This window comes from Turicibacter sp. TJ11, assembly GCF_021497505.1.
GTDB lineage: Bacteria > Bacillota_I > Bacilli_A > MOL361 > Turicibacteraceae > Turicibacter.
In genome coordinates this window covers 1,433,177-1,450,000 of sequence record NZ_CP069349.1, presented here as the reverse complement: position 1 = coordinate 1,450,000, position 16,824 = coordinate 1,433,177, and the positions used below count along the sequence as shown (strand labels likewise).

At 34.4% G+C, this 16,824-nt stretch carries 13 protein-coding genes (1 of these 13 running past the window's edge); 9 read left to right on the top strand and 4 right to left on the bottom strand.

Annotated elements, in window-relative coordinates; genetic code table 11:
* Positions 1-1,280, top strand: partial view of a M18 family aminopeptidase gene (locus JRC48_RS07040; protein ID WP_235068875.1) — the 3' portion only. 16 nt of this gene lie to the left of the window's left edge; only the last 1,280 of its 1,296 coding nucleotides appear in the window; its start codon lies off the left edge, out of view; its stop codon occupies positions 1,278-1,280.
* Between the two features lie 81 nt (positions 1,281-1,361).
* Here JRC48_RS07040 and JRC48_RS07035 read toward each other — a convergent pair whose 3' ends face one another.
* The 4 genes from JRC48_RS07035 to yidD form a co-directional block, all read right to left on the bottom strand.
* Positions 1,362-2,648, bottom strand: a complete 1,287-nt coding sequence (locus tag JRC48_RS07035; RefSeq protein WP_235068874.1) for an ISL3 family transposase — start codon at positions 2,646-2,648, stop codon at positions 1,362-1,364.
* Between the two features lie 156 nt (positions 2,649-2,804).
* A complete protein-coding gene (locus tag JRC48_RS07030) occupies positions 2,805-4,706 on the bottom strand; it encodes an ABC-F family ATP-binding cassette domain-containing protein (protein WP_235070997.1) in 1,902 nt (633 codons plus the stop codon).
* A 103-nt stretch (positions 4,707-4,809) separates the two neighbouring features.
* Positions 4,810-5,427 (bottom strand): trimeric intracellular cation channel family protein, encoded by a 618-nt coding sequence (locus JRC48_RS07025; RefSeq protein WP_235070996.1) that lies wholly within the window; start codon positions 5,425-5,427, stop codon positions 4,810-4,812.
* Positions 5,428-5,533: 106 nt separating this feature from the next.
* A complete protein-coding gene (yidD, locus tag JRC48_RS07020) occupies positions 5,534-5,782 on the bottom strand; it encodes a membrane protein insertion efficiency factor YidD (RefSeq protein WP_235068873.1) in 249 nt (82 codons plus the stop codon).
* 146 nt (positions 5,783-5,928) lie between these two features.
* Between yidD and asnB the strand changes: the two genes are divergently transcribed.
* From asnB to pfkA, 8 genes are all read left to right on the top strand, one after another.
* A complete protein-coding gene (gene asnB, locus JRC48_RS07015; RefSeq protein ID WP_235068872.1) occupies positions 5,929-7,737 on the top strand; it encodes an asparagine synthase (glutamine-hydrolyzing) in 1,809 nt (602 codons plus the stop codon).
* A 131-nt stretch (positions 7,738-7,868) separates the two neighbouring features.
* Positions 7,869-8,636 (top strand): DUF2953 domain-containing protein, encoded by a 768-nt coding sequence (locus JRC48_RS07010; RefSeq protein ID WP_235068871.1) that lies wholly within the window; start codon positions 7,869-7,871, stop codon positions 8,634-8,636.
* 1 nt (position 8,637) lies between these two features.
* A complete protein-coding gene (ytfJ, locus tag JRC48_RS07005; protein ID WP_235068870.1) occupies positions 8,638-9,057 on the top strand; it encodes a GerW family sporulation protein in 420 nt (139 codons plus the stop codon).
* 203 nt (positions 9,058-9,260) lie between these two features.
* Positions 9,261-10,247 (top strand): class I SAM-dependent methyltransferase, encoded by a 987-nt coding sequence (locus JRC48_RS07000; RefSeq protein ID WP_235068869.1) that lies wholly within the window; start codon positions 9,261-9,263, stop codon positions 10,245-10,247.
* A gap of 16 nt (positions 10,248-10,263) precedes the next feature.
* The gene (locus tag JRC48_RS06995; protein WP_235068868.1) at positions 10,264-11,451 is read left to right on the top strand and encodes an acetate/propionate family kinase; all 1,188 of its coding nucleotides are present in this window, start codon (positions 10,264-10,266) and stop codon (positions 11,449-11,451) included.
* A gap of 130 nt (positions 11,452-11,581) precedes the next feature.
* Entirely contained in the window at positions 11,582-12,541 is a 960-nt protein-coding gene (locus JRC48_RS06990) for a bifunctional oligoribonuclease/PAP phosphatase NrnA (RefSeq protein WP_235068867.1), read from the top strand.
* 123 nt (positions 12,542-12,664) lie between these two features.
* A complete protein-coding gene (dnaE, locus tag JRC48_RS06985) occupies positions 12,665-15,706 on the top strand; it encodes a DNA polymerase III subunit alpha (RefSeq protein WP_235068866.1) in 3,042 nt (1,013 codons plus the stop codon).
* Between the two features lie 111 nt (positions 15,707-15,817).
* The gene (pfkA, locus tag JRC48_RS06980; RefSeq protein ID WP_235068865.1) at positions 15,818-16,777 is read left to right on the top strand and encodes a 6-phosphofructokinase; all 960 of its coding nucleotides are present in this window, start codon (positions 15,818-15,820) and stop codon (positions 16,775-16,777) included.
* The last annotated feature ends 47 nt before the right edge of the window (positions 16,778-16,824 follow it).

The window sequence follows — 16,824 nt, the reverse complement described above, 5'->3', positions numbered from 1 at the left end:
CACTGGAATTAATTGATTTTTTATATGCAAGTCCAACAGCATTTCATAGTGTTTTACAAACAGAATCATACTTAATGAACCATGGTTATACTGAATTAAAAGAGACTGATTCTTGGTCTTTACAAGCTAAAGGAAAGTACTATGTTAAGAAAAATGATTCTGCCTTAATTGCTTTTGAAATTGGAACAGGAGATATTGTTGATCATGGAATTCGCATGATTGGGGCACATACGGATTCACCAGGTTTTAGAGTAAAAGCTAAACCAGAGATGGTGACAGAAGGAACATACTTAAAATTAAATACAGAAGGTTATGGAGGACCTCTTTTATATACTTGGTTTGATCGTCCATTAGGATTAGCAGGAAAAGTAACGTTAAAAGGAGAAACACCACTTAAACCCATTACGAAGTTAGTCAATATTAATAAACCATTATTAATCATTCCAAGCTTGGCTATCCATATGAATCGATCAGTTAATGAAGGTTTTGAAGTTAATAAACAAAACGACACGTTACCTTTACTTGGATTAGTTAACGATCAGTTTGAAAAAGATAACTACTTAGTAAAATTATTAGCTGATGAGTTAAACGTGAATCATCAAGATATTATGGGATTTGATTTAAGTTTATACGAGTATGAAAAAGGTTCATTAGTTGGAATGAATGAAGAATTCATTTCATGTGGTGGACTAGATGATATGTGGATGGTTTACGCTGGAGTTAAAGCATTAGTTGAAAGTAAAGACAATGCAGCAACTAAAATGATGATTTGCATGGATAATGAGGAAATTGGAAGTTTAACAGCACAAGGTGCAAATTCAAATTTCATTCCTAATATTATTGAACGTGTCACATTAGCACTTGGAAAAGGGCGTGAAGACATGCATCGTACGTTAGCTCAATCAGTTATGATTTCTGCTGACTTAGCACATGCTGTTCATCCGAATGCGGCGCAAAAACATGATCCAACGAATCGTCCAGTGTTAGGAAAAGGTCCAGTGCTTAAAATTGCAGCATCGGGTTCATATAGTACAGACAGTAACTGTATGGCTATTTTTGAAGGACTGTGCCAAGTAGCAGATATTCCATATCAAAAATTCTATAATCGTTCAGATGTTCGTGGTGGAACAACAATTGGTCCAGTTACATCGTCTATTTTAACGATTCCAGTTATGGATATGGGAGCACCATTACTTGGAATGCACTCAGTTCGTGAATTAGCAACAGTTGAGGATCATGATTTAACGGTTAAATTATTTACAACATTCTTCGGAGCATAAAAAAGCGGCTCTTTGTCAAATAGTGTTGCTGATTAATTTTTAACCTATTACAATGAGTGACTTGAATTGAAATCCTAGTGGCTATGCTGCTAGGATTTTTACTTTGGGTTTAGTTAGATTTTGAGTAATAAGAATTCTTGATTTAAAATGATAGAAACTACGATAGCCAAAAGCGATTCGTTTAATGACTTTAATTTTATTGTTAATCCCTTCAATGGGACCATTGGTATACGAAGTGGTCAGTGTGTTTTCAATATAAGACTGGTACGTTTTAAACGTTTGAAAAGCGGTTTGGAATTCAGGAGAAATCAGAGGATATTTAGCTTGAAGTAAGTGATGGAATCGCTCTAAGTTTTTGGTTTGAAGAGCGAAGAGTAAGTCTTGATAAAGATCATAGGTTGCTTTTAATTCAGGAGATAAATCAAGTAAAAAGTTTAGGATATCAATTTCTCGCATCGGTTGTTTGAAACAGTAAACGGAGCGATAAGTGGTGGTATTAATTAACGTGTGGGACTTTAAGAATAAGCGCCAGTAACGTTTAAATTTACGACTGTGTTTTTTGAATTGTTTCATGAATCGAATCCTTGTTTTATTTAACGCACGAGAAATATGTTGAACGAGATGGAATTTATCAATGACAATTTTCGCGTGCGGAAAAAGCTCCTTAATTAAGCTGATATAAGGGGCATACATATCAATGACAATGTGTTTGACACGAGAACGTGCTTCTTTGGTATAGCGTTTAAAATACGTTTGAAGGGAGCTTAAGCGACGATCTTCAATGATATCGATGATTTGTTTGGTATCGGCATCACAAAAGATGAAGGACATGTGGCCTTCTGCTGACTTCACCGATTTAAATTCATCAAAACAAAGATTTTCAGGAAGGGAATTAAAATTTAATGATTGAGACTCATAGAAGCTATGAATGATCCGATTGACAGTGGAATGGGACACTTGATGACGACGGGCGATATCAGACTCTGAAATCTTATTTTGAGCCTCTAACGCAATGGCGTGTTTAGTGTGATAAGAGATGAAGCAGTTCTTTTCAACAATCGATGTTTTTAGAGTGAACGTTGACTGACAATGCCCACAGTAGTAACGTTGTTTCTTTAAATCTAAATAAGTATCATGGAGTGAAACTTTAGGAATGACAATTCGAGACGTTTTGAACCCATGCTTTTTAAATTTAGAATCAAATAGTGTCCCACAGTGTTCGCAATGAGTGGGTTGATAAGATAAAATTCCTTTAAAAATGAAGCTAGTCACACCATGAAGCTTCACCTCTTCAAAATAATCTTCTTGGAACGTAATATTTTTATCTTTAATATTTAAAAATTTTCTAGTAAAATATGAGTGAGACATTCAATCCATCCTTTCTATTGTTTTCTTGGTCGATAACATTGTAACAGGATAGAGATGAGATGTCTCTTTTTTTATGCCATGAAAAAAGGTGTTGCTTGATCAGCAACACCAAATATTATAGAACCAAAAAAGCTCGACCATTTGGTCGAGTCTTTTTTATTTCTTAGAATTTTCAATTTCTTCTGCCAATTGATTTAAATATTCCCAACGTTCATATTTATAAGATAATTTCTCTTCAACTTCTGTTTTTTGTGCCATAATTTCTTGTAGTTTAACGTAGTCGGTTGAATATTGAATCAGTTGTTCGTCTAATTCAACCACTTTTTCTTCTAGCTCAGAGATTTCATCATCAATTGTTTCAAATTCTTTTTGTTCAGCGAATGTGAATTTTATCTTTTTCTCTAAGCGTGGTTTAGCTTTTTGAGTTTCTTTTAGTTTGGTCTCTTCTTGAATGGCTTCTTTTAATGCTTGGTTAGTTTCTTGAAACGCTAGATAGTCACTATAATTACCTGTATAGATGTTGATGTGACCATTTCCTTCATACGCAAAAATTTTATTACAAATACGATCTAAGAAATAACGGTCGTGTGAAACGGTAATTACAATACCATTAAAATCATCTAAATAATCCTCTAAACGTCTTAACGTATCAATGTCTAGATCATTCGTTGGCTCATCAAGAAGTAACACGTTTGGAGCATCCATTAAAATGCGTAATAAGTAGAGGCGACGACGTTCTCCACCTGATAATGTTCCAATTTGAGAATATTGAAGATGACCATCAAATAAGAAACGTTCACACATTTGAGAAGCCGTAATACGAGTTCCATCAGCTGTTTCGATATATTCACGCTTTTCTTTAATATAGTCAATCGCACGCATATTCGGATTCATTTCTTCACTTTCTTGAGCGAAGCATCCGATGTTTACTGTTTCTCCAATATCGATCGTTCCAGCATCCGGTTTAATTTTTCCACGAATGAGGTTAATTAAAGTAGATTTTCCAACTCCATTAGGACCTACAATTCCGATGCGATCCGTTCTAGCGAGTGTGTAGTCAAGATCATGAATAAGGCAGCGATCCCCATAAGATTTACTCACATGATTAAACTCCATGATTTTACGACCTAAACGTGTTGAAGCAACTGAGATATCGAGTGTTTCTTGAGAGGTATTTTTTTCTTGATTTTTTAAATCTTCAAAACGTTGTAAACGTGCTTTTTGTTTCGTAGAACGGGCTTGCGCTCCACGGCGAACCCAAGCTAATTCTTTTCTTAATAAGTTTTGGCGCTTATCTTCCATGGCAGCTTCAAGTTGAAGACGTTCCATCTTCTTTTCAAGAAATAACGAGTAGTTTCCATCATAGCTATATAAATTCCCTTTATCAAGCTCAATAATACGGTTTGTGACACGGTCAAGGAAGTAACGGTCATGGGTAATCATTAATAACGATCCTTTTCTTCCATTTAAATAATCTTCTAACTTAGAAATTGTTTCGTTATCTAAATGGTTGGTTGGTTCGTCTAAAATTAATAATTCGCATGGAGTAATAAGCGCTGAGGCTAATGCGACACGTTTACGTTGTCCCCCAGATAACTCTTTAACTTTTTGTGAGAAGTTTGTAATCCCAAGTTTGGTTAAGACAGATTTAGCTTCACTTTCTAAATCCCATAAATTCAAGCTATCGATTTGATCTTGAATTTTTAATAAGCGTTCATTGATTTCATCATTGTAATCTTTTTGTAAAATCTCAAGAATTTCTTGATAGTCACGTAGAAGTTTCATTTCAGGAGAATTTCCTTTGAAAACCTGTTCTAAGACAGTTGCCTCTTCATCAAATTCTGGATTTTGCGAAAGATATTCGATACGAACTCGATTTCCTTTTGTAATTTTTCCTGTTTCTGATGTTTCAATACCAGCAATAATTTTTAAAAGTGTTGATTTTCCGGTTCCATTCACACCAATGATTCCGATTTTTTCACCCTCACTGATTCCGAATGAAATATCTTTAAGTAATGTTTTAACAGAGTAGCTTTTACTTATATTTTCAATTGTCATTAAATTCAACTTTATCACCACTACATTTCTTAAATTATAGAACTATTATACCTTGTTTTAAAAAGAGAGGAAATAAAAAACCCGATTTAATCACGAATCGGGTCTATTGATCTTGTTTAAAGTGAATTTTTCCATTTTCAATATAAGGAAGGTGAATCTGGCAGTAGTAGGTGATTATGCGAATAGAAAAAATGAAGATTAGGCAAAGATAAGAACTAATCGTGAGTCCAATTAAAGGATAAAGCATCCAAAAACTAATCGCTCCAACTAAAGAGGCAACTGCATATATCTCGCGTTTTAAAATAGTGGGAACCTCTTGTGCTAATATGTCTCGAATAAGCCCACCTCCAACAGCTGTAATGACAGAAACAAATAAAAATGTCATAAAGTTATAATCTGATTCAATAGCTTTTATTCCCGCTGCAATAGTGAAGACAGATAAGCCAACGGCATCTAACATAATAAAAGAGATCTTCCATTTCATGCTTCCTCGCAACAGAATAACTAAAATCGTTGAAATAAGGATAATCATCATATATTCAGATTTAGAGAAAAAAATAGGAATTCCAATGTTAGTGACGACATCACGAGTCACTCCTCCTCCAATGGCAGTAACCGTAGCAAGCGTTAAAATCCCAAAAAAGTCCATTCTTTTTTCTATGGCACAAATAGCACCTGAAGCTGCAAAAACAAACAAACCGATATATTCAAAAAAAGTCATTAAGTCCACTTCAAATCCTCCCCCTAACATAAAAAATCGCATGATGGCAAATCTAATAATCTATTTATCCTATGCCAATTTTTTATGCATAAAACTCATTTGTCGTCTATTTTTTTGAATTTTTATGATGATGATGTTTACAAGTTTGAGGGACTGGGTCATAGCCCATTCCTCCCCATGGATTACAGCGTAAAAGTCGTTTAAAAGCAAGAAATCCTCCTTTTAATGCCCCGTGCGTTTCAATGGCTTCAATCGCATAATGGGAACATGTCGGAATGTAGCGACAACTTGGAGTAGAAAGAGGAGAAATATACGTTTGATAAAAACGAATGAGTTTGATCATCAAGTGTTTCATAAAAGAAAAGATCCTTTCGATAGTAAGATAATTTTATATTATCAGAAGTGAAAGTTTGTTTCAACTAGGTGGGTTTTATCATAACATATGTCGTACGATTTAGTTATGATTTCAGACTAATAGTTAATTTTAGTGAGGTGAGATGGATGTGTGGAATTTTTGGAGTGGTAAACTATCAAGTGAGTGATGTGAAAACAGCTGATGATCTAAAATGTGTACAATCGGTTATTCATCGTGGTCCAGATGAGGGGGGAACATTTTATGATAAGCATGTGTTTTTAGGTCATCGACGTTTATCAGTTGTTGATCTTGAACAAGGAAAACAACCGATGAGTTTTTATCATTACACCATTGTCTATAACGGAGAGTTGTATAATACCGATGAAATAAGAGAAGAGTTATTAGACAAAGGATATACGTTTAAAGGACATTCAGATACAGAAGTTTTGTTAAAAGCTTATGTTTGTTTTGGAGAAAAAGTGGTTGATAAGTTGAACGGAATTTATGCTTTTGCTGTTTGGAATAGCCAAGAACAAACGTTATATGTAGCACGCGATCGTGCAGGCGTAAAACCACTGTATTATCACTTGCTATCTGATGGAATTTTGATTGCATCCGAACAAAAACAAATTTTACAATACACTCATAAAAGTGAAATTACGTTAGAAGGATTTAAAGAATTATTAGCTGTTGGTCCTTCTCATACGCCAGGTCAGGGACTTTATCACGGAATTAACGAGTTAAAACCTGGTCATTATATGACGGTTTCTAGAGGGCAGATTAAATGTCATCAATATTGGGATGTAAAGGCAAATAAGCATGAAGATGATTTTGAGACAACCGTTGAAAAAACAAGAGCACTCTTATTAGATGCCTTTAAACGTCAATTAGTTTCAGATGTTCCACTTTGTACCTTTTTATCAGGAGGAATCGATTCTTCAGCGATTACCGCAGTAGCGGCTAGCCAATTGAAAAATCTTCATACCTTTTCAATTGACTATGAAGATAATTTAAAATATTTTAAAAAAACAGATTTTACTGTATCGCAAGATCAAGAGTTTATTAAGTTAATGTCGGATGTATATAAAACTCAGCATCACTATTGTGTGATTAGTAATCAAGACTTAGCTGATGCTTTAACTGACGCTGTTCATTTACGTGATATGCCAGGAATGGCTGATGTGGATTCTTCGCTATATTGGTTTTGTAAAAAGATAAAAAATGAGTTTACCGTGAGTTTATCTGGAGAATGTGCAGATGAAATTTTTGGTGGATATCCTTGGTTCTATCGTGAGCCACTAAATGGCATGTTTCCATGGCTTCGTGATTTAGAGGTTCGAAATACGTTATTAAAACCAGAGTGGCGAGAAAAATTAGATTTAGTTGGTTATGCTAAAGAACGATTTAATGAATCAATGGCACTAGCTCCTATTTTAGAGGGTGATCACGAATTAGAAAATGAAAAACGACAACTAACTTATTTAAATATGAAATGGTTTATGACGACTTTACTTGATAGAAAAGATCGAATGAGTATGGGAGCAAGTCTTGAAGTTCGTGTTCCATTCGCTGATCATCGAATTATGGAGTATTTATACAATATTCCTTGGGAAATGAAGTTTTATGAAGGAATGGAAAAAGGATTATTGCGTAAATCGTTAGAAGGATTACTGCCTAATGAAGTTTTATATCGTAAAAAAAATCCATATCCAAAAACACATAATCCTCACTATAAAGAATTAACTCAGGCGTTACTAAGAGAGGCACTTCGTGATTCAAACTCGATTTTACATGAGATTTTCGATGAAAAAAAACTATGGGCATTAGCTAATACGGATGACGAAATTATCACTCGACCTTGGTTTGGTCAGTTAATGACTCAGCCACAGTTAATTGCTTATTTATATCAATTTCATTTATGGTATAAAGATTATCAGATTTCTTTTGTTGAATAAGAAAAGGTCGTTAGCTGATTTAGCTAACGACCTTTTTATCGTAGAGGGGAGGGGGGGATAAAAAAGTGAGGAATAAAAGTTTTTGTTTTGTGACATACTAACAAAAAAGTCTAAGTTAAGGGGATTATACTATGCGTTGGATTGGTTATTTTTTGTTGACTGTCTTGGGGATTTTTATACTCTTATTATTCATCAAAATCAAGATTGAGATTTTAATCCAAAATCAAACAGGTTGGATTGAATTTAGATATCTTTGGTTGAAGTATCGAGTAAATTTAGATGATCTGATGAGTCAGTCGATGAAAGAAGAAGTCAAAGAGCAAGTTCAAGAAGTTAAAGAAGCAACAGAATCAAAAGTCATGAAAAAAGAAGTAAAGACAGATGTAAAAGTTAAGAAAGTTACAGAAGTGGAAACTGTTGATCAACCATCGATTAAAGATCATCAATCAAAAAAAATAAGGGTCACAAAAGAAGAAAAATTTAAAGAAAAAAAAGTGAAGAAACAGCTAAACTTAAAAAAACTAAAAAAGATATTACATCGTTTTAAACGTATTTTTAAAGAAAGTAAGATTGTTTTGAGACGAGTTACGAAGCAAATAAAAATCAATAAGCTTGATTCATGGATTGAGTTTAGTGTAAATGATGCGATGACAACCGGATGTTTGCTAGGTGTAATTTGGGGGATTCAAGCAAACATCTATGCACTGATTGAACGTTATGTGAAAAAGATTGAGTCGTATCATTTTAATGTCACAAGTAAATTTAATGGAAATTCAATTTTATTAAATCTATCATGCATACTCTCTTTCAGATTGGGAAATATTATTATTGTTCTTTTATTATCGTTTAAAGAATTATTAAGAATTAAAAGACTGGTAAAGCTAGAGGAGGAAAGATAAAATGGCTGAACATCCAATTCATAATTTAATGAAAATTTCCATGGAAAATATTAAACAAATGGTTGATGTCGATACAATTGTTGGAAATCCTGTTAAAACTGATCAAGGAGAAACGATTATCCCTGTTTCTAAAGTCAGTTTTGGATTTGCAGCGGGTGGTAGTGAGTTTGAATCAGAACATAAAATAGGCCCAAATAATCAACCACCATTTGGTGGCGGAAGCGGTGGCGGAATTTCAATCACACCAATTGCTTTTTTAGTCGTTAATCAATCAGGTGTTGAATTAAAGCACTTAGAAGAACGTACCTCTTTATATGAACGTTTATTAGATCAAGTGCCTAGAGCGGTTAATAGTATTATGAATGAGTTTGATAAATCAGGTCATAAATCATCTCAAGTTGATGATAATGAAAATGAGTAAAACATTTGTTTTACTCATTTTTTATGTTAAAACATCTAGATGAAATAGGAAAAACTTAGTGAAATAATGTATAAAGTCTCCAAAAAGCGCTTTTTTAGTAGTTGTTGTTCTATAAAGGTTATAACATTTTTTGGACTAAAGCAGTGACATTAACTTAAAGTTGTAGTAAAATCAATGTGTATATCATGAAGAGGTGATTTTTAGTGCTTAGACCTGAGGTAATTGAACAACTATTTGATCTCGTAGATGAAACCTCGATGATCATTAGCTCGGAGTTAAAGATGAGCTATTTACATGCGATGTGTGAATCATGTGAAAATATCATGTCGCAAGAAATTAGCCAATCGATTAGCGAAGAGTCGAAGGAAACGTTACAGCAACAATATGCTGTATTAGAGGGGTTAGAGTTTACACAAGAGGAAATAAGAAAAGCGCTTCAGTTAGCGATTTTGAAAGGACTAAAATCAGAACGTTTAACAAATGCAATTATGACACCTGATTCAATTGCTCTAATTTTAGGATATTTAATCTCTAAGTTTGTCAAAAACTTTAATGAAGTTCGAATGGCTGATTTAACGGTTGGAACGGGTAACTTATTAACTGCGACTTTAAATCATTTACAAGTTGAGCCACAAGAAATTTTTGGGGTTGAAATTGATCGTGATTTATTAAAAATTGCATGTACACTTTCTGATATGCAAGAATATGCAGTGCAATTTTATCAACAAAGTTCATTAAAACCATTATTCATTGATCCACTCGATTTAATTATTGGAGATTTACCTGAAGGACAATTAGAAGAAGAGGAAATGAATCAATTAGGATTAACATTAGCTCAAAAGGGTGTTAATTATCTACCTTATTTATTAATTGAGAATCATCTTAATTATTTAAAACCAGGCGGATATGCTTTTTACGTCATCCCAAATGATTTATTTAGCCAAACTCATTCACAAGCGTTTCATCAATTACTGACATCAAAGGCAAATATTCAGGCTTTATTGCAGTTACCAACCACTCTATTTAAACAAGATGAACTTGGGAAAAGTTTATTTATCATTCAAAAAAATGGAGAGCATGTGAAACCAGTTGGTGAAGTGTTAGTTGCACAATTACCGAATTTCAATGATGCGCATCAATTTAATAAGATGCTTACACGTATTGAAAATTGGATAAAACTTAACAAATAAAATGGAGGGTATCGTCATGACTAAAATTTTATCAGTCAATGCAGGAAGTTCATCATTAAAATTTCAATTATTAGAAATGCCAGCTCAAACAGTTATCACTAAAGGATTAGTTGAGCGTATCGGATTTGAAGATGGGGTATTTAACATCAAATTCGAAGATCAAAAAATTGAAAAAGTATTACCAATCAAAGACCACAGTATTGCGGTTCAATTATTATTAGAAGCATTATTAGAATTAAACATCGTTTCTAGCTACGAAGAAATTAGTGGAGTTGGACACCGCGTTGTTCATGGTGGAGAAAAATTCGATCGCTCAGTAGTTGTAACACCAGAAGTATTAGCAGAAATCGAAGCATTATCAGAATTAGCACCACTTCATAACCCAGCAAATGCTTTAGGAATTAAAGCATTCATGAAAGAATTACCACACGCTGTTTCGGTTGCTGTATTTGATACTGCCTTCCATCAAACAATGGATAAAGATGCTTACTTATATCCAGTAAAATATGACTGGTATACAAAATACGGAGTACGTAAATATGGATTCCACGGAACTTCTCACCAATACGTTGCAGAGCGCTGTGCTGAATTATTAGAAAAACCATTAGCAGAAACTAAAATCATTACCATCCATATCGGAAATGGTGGATCTTTATCAGCAGTTAAAGGTGGACACTCAGTAGATACAACAATGGGATTCACACCATTAGCAGGAATCATGATGGGAACACGTTCAGGAGATGTTGATCCAGCTGTTTTACCATTCGTGATGGAAAAAGAAAACTTAACGATTGATCAAGCAGTCAATGCGTTAAATAAAGAATCAGGATTATACGGAGTATCGGGAGCTTCTTCAGATATGCGCGATATCTTAAAATTAGTAGCTGAAGGAGATGAGCGTGGAACAATCGCGTTTAACTTATTCATTAAACGTATTTGTGACTACGTTGGATCATACTTTGTTTATTTAGGTGGAGTAGATGCAATCGTATTTACAGCTGGTATTGGTGAAAACTCTATTCCAGTTCGTGAAGCAGTTGTGAACCGTTTAGGAGCATTAGGAATTCAATTAGATGCACAAGCAAATAATGTGATGGGAGAAGAAGCGTTAATCTCAACAGCTGATTCAAAAATCAAAGTATTTGCCATTCCAACAAACGAAGAGTTAATGATCGCCAAAGATACATACGCATTTGTTAAATAATGATTAATAAATGATAAAAAGAAGCGGGATTCTATATAGGATCCCGCTTTTAAATTAGGTAGTATTCCATCATGTAATTTAAAGAGGTTGTGATATAATTTAATCATTATATGCGCTTAGAGGTGAAATTATGTTAAATGAAATTTGGAATCAAATCGTTCGCTTTAATAAAATTATCATTCATCGTCATGTGAGCCCTGATCCTGATGCACTAGGTTCTCAACTAGGATTAGCAGAGCTTATTCGTCATAATTATCCAGAAAAAATGGTTAAAACCGTTGGATTTACAGAACCATCATTAGATTGGATGGGAGTCATGGATGAAGTCAGTGATGAAGAGTATGAACAGGCTTTAGTGTTCATTATGGATACCGCTAATTCAGCTCGTATTGATGATGGACGCTATAAGCTAGGAGCTAAACTGATTAAGTTAGATCACCATCCAGTTGTTGAAGATTATGCTGAAATTAATTACGTTGATACACAGGCAACTGCAACTTCTGAAATTGTGGTAAATTTATTTTTAGCTAATGAACAAGCATATAACTTAAAGATGCCTTTAAAATCGGCTGAGCATTTGTATACAGGAATTATTGCTGATAGCGGACGTTTTTTATACGACAGTACAACGAAGCATACATTAGCTGCTGCAAGCTTTTTATATGATTGTGATATTGATCGTAATAAAATTCATGAATTATTATACCGTCGTCCGTTAAATATCGTTCAAGCACAAGGCTTCGTTTTAAGTCAGTTTGAAGTCAGCGAGGCAGGAGTTGCCTATTTTAAAATGTCTAAAGACGTTCAAGAATCTTATGGATTAACGACAGGAACACGTTCAGCACTAGTTAATACGTTAGCCAATATTGAAGGAATTCGTGTTTGGGTTTGCTTCTTTGAAAATGAAGATGGGCGTATTCGCGCGAATATTCGCTCGAACGGACCGATTATTAATGAAGTAGCCGCTAAATTTGAAGGTGGTGGTCATCCAAAAGCATCAGGTGCGATGGTTAAGACATGGGATGACTGTCAACTACTGCTTGATGAATTAGAGCAAACCTGTTTATCTTATCTAAAAGAGCTAAGTTAATTTTTGATAGATAAAAATAAAAATTAAGGGAAGACTATCCATCGTTAGGAGTCGTCTTTTCTATCATATTAAAATTAAAAGTAAATAAACGTTTTGATGATAAAGAAATGGTAGGGGGTTCGAATGGGATTTACACATTTACAGGTACGATCAGCTTATTCATTACTAACAAGTTCCATTAAAATAGCTGATTATATCAACTTAGCAACCTCGCGGGATTTAAAATCACTGGCCCTAGTTGAAGATGGGACGATGCATAGTGCCATCAAGTTTTATAAGGCTTGTCAGCTAGCAGGAATTAAACCCATCATAGGAATACGTTTAAACATAAAAGTAGATGAGTTTAAAGATGATTGGACATTAATTGCCAAAAACAATAAAGGCTATCAAGCACTATTAAAATTAGCCTCTGCCGCAGCACTAGAGGATGGAGAAGTAACGATTGAGGACATCATTACTTACTCGTCAGATGTAATTGTGATTACTAGTGGTGAACAGGGATTTTTAGTCTCTCTGATTGAACAACGTCAGCAAGAGTATTTAACTCAATATTATGAGCAATATTTAAGACGAATTAAACATTTGTATATAGGTCTTTTACGTGTGAATCGTCAAACCTATGACCTTTCACAAGGATTGATTTATTGGGCAAAAAGTATTGGATTAAAAACAGTCGCTTTAAATGATGTTCGATATCTTGAACAAGAGGATGCAAAAACATTAACCTTTTTAACCGCAATCAAACAAAATCAATCGATTAAGCAAATTGAAATTCAAGATGTTGAACGTTATTTTAAAACGGAAGAAGAAATGCGTACACTATTTAGTGATCATTTAGAATCCATTGAAGTAGTAAGTGAAATTGTTGCAAGTTGTGAAATTGAAATTCCACTTCATCAACAATTATTACCGAAATTCACGACACCTGAAGGTATTTCTTCAGATAGTTATTTAGAAGCACTTTGCTATAAGGGGTTAGTCAAACGATACAAAGAAGAGTTATCGGCTACTCATAAACAGCGATTAAGTTACGAGTTAGGCGTTATTAAAGAGATGGGATTTGCTGATTATTTTTTAATTGTTTGGGATTTTATTAAATACGCTAAAACGAATCACATTTTTGTTGGCCCTGGTCGTGGGTCTGCAGCGGGTTCTATTGTTGCTTATGTTTTAGGAATTACGAATGTCGATCCAATTAAATATAAGCTGTTATTTGAGCGCTTCTTAAATCCTGAACGTATAACGATGCCAGATATTGACATAGACTTTCAGGATAATCGTCGTGATGAAGTAATTGAATATGTACAGACTAAGTATGGTCCTAAATGTGTGGTACAAATTGCGACTTTTGGAACTTTTCAATCGCGATCAGCTTGGCGTGATTTAGCTCGTATTCATGAGGTTGACATTCAATTAATTAATAAAGTCGCAGCTTTTATTTATTCGGGAATGACGTTAAAGGAAATTTACAATCAAAATCAGGAGTTACGAGAGTTCTTTTTAAGCTATCCTAAATTAGAGACTATTTATCAAGAAGCAATGAAAATTGAAGGACTACCTCGTCATACTTCTATCCACGCAGCGGGAGTTATTATTAGCGATCATGACTTAACCGATTATACAGCGATTATGGAAGGTCCAACTGGCATCTATGTTTCTCAATATGAAGCTGAAGATTTAGAAGCCATTGGCTTATTAAAGATGGATTTTTTAGGATTAAAAAATTTAAATATGCTACAGCAAATGACGTCTTTAATTAAACAAACGTCTGATCCAACCTTTGATATAGCTAAAATTGATTTTAATGACGCCAAAACGTACGAGATGATCGCAAGTGGTCAAACAACGGGAGTATTTCAGTTAGAATCTGATGGGATGCGACAAGTTCTAAGAAAGGTTCGTCCTTCATGTTTAGAAGATATTGTCGCTTGTAATGCTTTATTTAGACCTGGGCCTATGGAAAGTATTCCTCTTTTTGCGGCTAGAAAAAATGAACAGCAAGCTATTGATTACTACCATCCGAGTTTACAAGGAATTTTACAAGATACCTATGGAATTATTGTTTATCAGGAACAAATCATGCAGATTGCTCACGTCGTTTCAGGATACACATTAGCTGAAGCAGATGTCTTAAGACGTGCCGTTTCTAAAAAACAAAAAGACGTACTTGAAGAAGAAGAAAAAACATTTGTTTTTAAAGCTGTTGAAAGAGGCCATACTCAAGAAATTGCGACGCAGTTATACGCTTTAATTTTAAAATTTGCCAACTACGGATTTAACCGAAGTCATGCAGTCGCTTACAGTATGGTTGCTTATCAAATGGCTTATTTAAAAGTTCACTATCCGACGTATTTTATGAGTGTGGCCTTAACAAACGTCATTGGAAGTGAGCGTCATACTGCTCAATATATTAAAGAGGCTAAGCAACTAAACTTATCTATTTTACCACCTTCTGTGAATTCGAGTGGATTAGTTTATCAAATCGAAGGTGAAGCGATCCGTTTTAGCTTACTACCTATTAAGCATATTGGGTTAAACTTAACTCGTCAGCTAGTTCAAGAACGCGAAGAGGGATTGTTTCACTCATTCTATGACTTTATTATTCGAACGAAACGTTTTATGAATCAAAGAGCTTATGAATGTTTAATAGACGTTGGTGCATTAGATGAGTTTGGTTATAATCGTCAAACACTTCATCATAATCTTAAAGCGATTCTTGATTTTTCTAAATATGATGGTGGTTTATTTGAAACAGATTTCGAAGTTCAAGTATTAGCTAAAGAGTTTTCCCAATTAGAGCTAATGAAGCGAGAAAAAGAATTGCTAGGATTTTATTTAAAAGCTCATCCTATTTATTTGATGGCTAATGCCGCTAAGGAAAACGGATGGTATTATCCAAGTGATATTGCTCATTTGACACTTTCTCAAGCAACTTTTGTTGGGTTTGTTGAGAGATTTAGAGAAATTAGAGATAAAAAAGGGAATTTAATGGGATTCTTAGAAATAAGTGATGAACATGTATCGTTAACTGTGACTGTTTTTTCTGATCAATATAAGAGTGAATATCGCAACCTTTTAGGAAAAGTGGTAGCGGTTAACGGAAGAATTACTATTCGAAATAATGAAAAAAATCTCAATCTTAGTAAAATAATAGCGGTTTCATAGCAGAAACCGAGAGGAAAAGATTTATAAATATTGAAAATACTGATATAATATGTGAGGAATAATCTTCATTAAATGGATGATGATCAAAATTCTAGTGTGAGGTGAAACACTATGGTAAAAAGAATTGGTGTGCTTACTAGTGGTGGAGATGCACCTGGTATGAACGCAGCCATTCGTGCCGTTGTAAGAGCAGGTATTGCTAACAATATCGAAGTATTCGGTATTTACAATGGATATGCTGGATTAGTTAAGGGTGATATTAAACCATTAACGAATAGTGATGTTGGTGGCATCATTAATCGCGGTGGAACATTCTTAGGATCAGCACGTCTTCCAGAGTTCAAAAACATTGAAGTTCGTGAACTTGGTGTAGAGCAACTGAAAAAGCACGGAATTGAGGCATTAGTTGTTATTGGTGGCGATGGTTCTTATATGGGAGCCAAAAAATTAACTGAGATGGGAATCAACTGTATCGCTTTACCGGGTACAATTGATAATGACATCGTAAGTAGTGATTTCACAATTGGTTTCGATACTGCTTTAAACACAGTTATTGATGCAATTGATCGTTTACGTGATACATCAGCATCACATGCTCGTTGTAGCGTAGTAGAAATCATGGGCCGTCATTGCGGTGACTTAACTGTATGGGGAGCGATTGCAAGCGGTGCTGAAGACTTAATCGTACCTGAAAAAGGTATCAACATGGATGAAATTGTAGCTCAAATTGAAGAAGGTAAAAAACGTCAAAAGAAACATTTCATCGTTACTTTAGCTGAATTAATGACAGATGCTCATGAATTAGCAAAAGAAATCGAAAAACGCACTGGTGTTGAAACTCGTGCAACTGTTTTAGGGCACACACAACGTGGTGGAGCACCAACAGCAGCGGATCGTGTTTTAGCAAGTCGTATGGGTGCTTATGCCGTTGATTTATTAATTGAAGGTCAAGGTGGACGTTGTGTGGGAATTCGTAACAACGAATTAACACATTACGATATTTTAGAAGCACTTGATTTACCACGCGTATTCGATGAAACAATGTATAACTTAGCAAAACAATTATCTTAATGAAAACAAATAGTTGAAGTAAGATTATTGAATATAACTTAAAAAGG

Coding starts and splice junctions, on each gene's coding strand:
- JRC48_RS07035 (WP_235068874.1), bottom strand. CDS start 2,648: ATGTCTCACTCATATTTTACTAGAAAATTTTTAAATATTAAAGATAAA.
- JRC48_RS07030 (WP_235070997.1), bottom strand. CDS start 4,706: ATGACAATTGAAAATATAAGTAAAAGCTACTCTGTTAAAACATTACTT.
- JRC48_RS07025 (WP_235070996.1), bottom strand. CDS start 5,427: ATGACTTTTTTTGAATATATCGGTTTGTTTGTTTTTGCAGCTTCAGGT.
- yidD (WP_235068873.1), bottom strand. CDS start 5,782: ATGAAACACTTGATGATCAAACTCATTCGTTTTTATCAAACGTATATT.
- asnB (WP_235068872.1), top strand. CDS start 5,929: ATGTGTGGAATTTTTGGAGTGGTAAACTATCAAGTGAGTGATGTGAAA.
- JRC48_RS07010 (WP_235068871.1), top strand. CDS start 7,869: ATGCGTTGGATTGGTTATTTTTTGTTGACTGTCTTGGGGATTTTTATA.
- ytfJ (WP_235068870.1), top strand. CDS start 8,638: ATGGCTGAACATCCAATTCATAATTTAATGAAAATTTCCATGGAAAAT.
- JRC48_RS06995 (WP_235068868.1), top strand. CDS start 10,264: ATGACTAAAATTTTATCAGTCAATGCAGGAAGTTCATCATTAAAATTT.
- JRC48_RS06990 (WP_235068867.1), top strand. CDS start 11,582: ATGTTAAATGAAATTTGGAATCAAATCGTTCGCTTTAATAAAATTATC.
- dnaE (WP_235068866.1), top strand. CDS start 12,665: ATGGGATTTACACATTTACAGGTACGATCAGCTTATTCATTACTAACA.
- pfkA (WP_235068865.1), top strand. CDS start 15,818: ATGGTAAAAAGAATTGGTGTGCTTACTAGTGGTGGAGATGCACCTGGT.